The organism is Burkholderia sp. LMG 13014, assembly GCF_905232215.1.
Classification (GTDB): domain Bacteria; phylum Pseudomonadota; class Gammaproteobacteria; order Burkholderiales; family Burkholderiaceae; genus Burkholderia.
This window is the reverse complement of record NZ_CAJNKE010000707.1, coordinates 1-2763: the sequence shown is the minus strand read 5'-3', so window position 1 is coordinate 2763 and position 2763 is coordinate 1. Positions and strand designations below refer to the sequence as shown.

Annotated in this window: 3 protein-coding genes and 1 pseudogene; 2 read left to right on the top strand and 2 right to left on the bottom strand. The window is 66.5% G+C overall.

Annotation, left to right across the window (positions count from 1 at the left end; all coding sequences use genetic code 11):
* Both JYJ84_RS33410 and JYJ84_RS33405 read right to left on the bottom strand, forming a co-directional pair.
* Nucleotides 1-323: LysE family translocator (locus tag JYJ84_RS33410; RefSeq protein WP_205190037.1), on the bottom strand; the 323-nt coding region annotated here is incomplete at its 3' end.
* Between the two features lie 58 nt (nucleotides 324-381).
* Nucleotides 382-1938 carry a UbiD family decarboxylase gene (locus JYJ84_RS33405; RefSeq protein ID WP_011351231.1) on the bottom strand — a complete coding sequence of 519 codons (1557 nt, stop codon included), beginning with the start codon at nucleotides 1936-1938 and terminating at the stop codon, nucleotides 382-384.
* On the opposite strand from JYJ84_RS33405, the gene JYJ84_RS33400 reads away from it, so the two are divergent.
* Complete coding sequence (locus JYJ84_RS33400) at nucleotides 1910-2104, top strand: hypothetical protein (protein ID WP_174976944.1); 195 nt, start codon at nucleotides 1910-1912, stop codon at nucleotides 2102-2104. The genes JYJ84_RS33405 and JYJ84_RS33400 overlap by 29 nt on opposite strands.
* A gap of 430 nt (nucleotides 2105-2534) precedes the next feature.
* Nucleotides 2535-2763 (top strand): annotated as a pseudogene (locus tag JYJ84_RS33395) (lytic transglycosylase domain-containing protein); the annotation flags it as partial.

Sequence of the window (2763 nt, the reverse complement as noted above, 5' to 3'; positions counted from 1 at the left end):
TCCGCATCGTCGCCGGCCGCCTTGGCTGGCGTGAGCGCTTCGCGCGCCATCTTCCACGTGAGGAACAGCAGCACGGCGCCGCCGCCGATCCACACGATCCAGCGTACCGGCTCGAACTGCAGCAGCACGGCCATCCCCGCGAGCGCGAGCGCCGCATAGACGAGATCGCCGACGCACGAGCCGATGCCGAGCCAGAAACCCGGCCGGAAGCCGTGCGACAGCGTCAGCGACAGCATCGCGACGTTCACGAGGCCGATGTCGAGACACAGCGACAGCGACAGAAAGAAGCCATCGGACAGCATGGAGGCGGGCGGAAAGGTCATCTTCGTTGTTCTTGTAGCGATGGCAGTCCACGGGCCGGCAGGTGCCGGCCGCATGGCATCAGAGGCCGATCTCCTGCCAGAGCCGGTCAACGCGCGCCTTCACGGCCGCATCCATCTCGATCGGACGGCCCCATTCGCGGTTGGTCTCGCCGGGCCACTTGTTGGTCGCGTCGAGCCCCATCTTCGAACCGAGGCCGGCCACCGGCGACGCGAAGTCGAGATAGTCGATCGGCGTGCTGTCGACCATCACGGTGTCGCGCACCGGGTCGACGCGTGTCGTGATCGCCCAGATCACTTCCTTCCAGTCGCGGATGTTCACGTCTTCGTCGACGACCACGATGAACTTCGTATACATGAACTGCCGCAGGAAGCTCCACACGCCGAACATCACGCGCTTCGCGTGGCCCGCGTAGCTCTTCTTCATCTGGACGATGGCCATCCGGTAGCTGCAGCCTTCGGGCGGCAGGTAGAAGTCGGTGATCTCGGTGAACTGCTTCTGCAGCAGCGGCACGAACACCTCGTTCAGCGCGACGCCGAGCACCGCGGGCTCGTCGGGCGGCTTGCCCGTGTAGGTCGAGTGGTAGATCGCGTCGCGGCGCATCGTGATGCGCTCGACGGTGAACACCGGGAACCACTCCTGCTCGTTGTAATAGCCGGTGTGGTCGCCGTACGGGCCTTCGAGCGCGTGCTCGTACTTGGCCGACGCGTTGCCGGCCGGACGCGGCGGTGCGCCGGCCGGAGCGGGGGCGGGCGCGCCTTCCTGCGGATAAATGAAGCCTTCGAGCACGATCTCCGCGCGCGCGGGCACCTGCAGCGTGTCGACGCCGGGCGTCAGGCACTTCGCGAGCTCCGTGCGGCTGCCGCGCAGCAGGCCGGCGAACTGGTACTCGGACAGCGAATCGGGCACGGGCGTCACCGCGCCGAGCGTCGTGGCCGGATCGGCGCCGAGCACGACCGCGACCGGATACGGCTTGCCGGGGTTCTGCAGCGCGAATTCGCGGAAGTCGAGCGCGCCGCCGCGATGCGCGAGCCAGCGCATGATCAGCTTGTTGCGGCCGATCAGCTGCTGGCGGTAGATCCCGAGGTTCTGCCGCGACTTGTTCGGCCCGCGCGTGACCGTCAGGCCCCACGTGACGAGCGGCCCCGCATCGCCGGGCCAGCAGGTCTGGATCGGCAGCCGGTTCAGGTCGACGTCGGCGCCTTCCCAGACGATCTCCTGGCACGGCGGCGACGACACCGACTTCGGCGCCATGTCCCACACGGCCTTCGCAAGCGACAGCAGCTTGCCGGCGTCCTTCAGGCTCTTCGGCGGATCGGGTTCCTTCAGCGCGGACAGCAGGCGCCCGAGATCGCGCAGCGAGTCGAGCGCGGCGTCGTCGCCCGCATCGACGCCCATCCCGAGCGCGACGCGCCGCGGCGTGCCGAACAGGTTGCCGAGCACCGGGAAGTCGTAGCCGGTCGGCGCGTTGAACAGCAGCGCAGGGCCGCCGGCGCGCAGCACGCGGTCGCACAGCTCGGTCATTTCGAGCACGGGCGACACGGGCTGCGTGACGCGCCGCAGTTCGCCGAGCGCCTCGAGGCGCTGGATGAAATCGCGTAAGTCTTTGTATTTCATGAAGATGGTCCGGGCCACCCGCAAGGCGGGCAGCGATGGGCGGGCGCAGCGGCCGGCTGCGGCCCCGAATCGACCGACGATTTTACCCGTGCAGCCGCATGCCCGCCCGGCGGAGAAAAAAGTCGACCGCGCGCAAACCCCCTACGGCATGGGGCTGGCGATCTGAAGAGCGCCCGTAAATTACTTTTTGTTATGATTTCAAGGTTTTATAGTGTTGACGATCTATAAAACCCTGCTAGAATCCGCTCACATTGGCTGCAGGGTAAAAGGCTTCGAGCCGCCAATCACCGATCTTTGACGCAGCGCGTCACCGTCCGCCGAATCCTGCACGGCGTATCCGACGGCCTTAGTCGTAGTCTCGGCCAGCGCCACCAGACGCTGGTTTTTTGCGTGGGTGCCACCGCGTATGCCCGCCTCGCCCAGTGTGCGAAGGTGCCGGCCCTCTTACACCGTGGCCTCGAACGGTACTTATACCGTTTCCCCGATGCTTGCACGCCCCAACCAAAGCGTGCGGCGTCGTGATTCCGCGGCGCGTTACCTGTCTCGCCATCGAGCTGAGCGAGCCGCACGAGTCATGTTCATGGGAGATGATCTGAATGAACGCTTGGTTATCGTGGCGTCCTAGTGAGCAGCATGCGCAGTTCGTGCGCAGCATGCTGCGTCGCGGGACGCGTGTCAGTCACCATCTATTCAGCGTTGTCGGCTGTCTCGCTGTCGCAGTTGCGCTTGCACTGTGGCTGCTGCCAACCGTCCGCGGCTCGCTCGCCGCGAAGCTGATGCCGGTCGTATCCGCCGCCGGGGACGCCGGCCCCGCCCCGCTGGTGT

Coding starts and splice junctions, on each gene's coding strand:
- JYJ84_RS33400 (WP_174976944.1), top strand. CDS start 1,910: ATGAAATCGCGTAAGTCTTTGTATTTCATGAAGATGGTCCGGGCCACC.
- JYJ84_RS33405 (WP_011351231.1), bottom strand. CDS start 1,938: ATGAAATACAAAGACTTACGCGATTTCATCCAGCGCCTCGAGGCGCTC.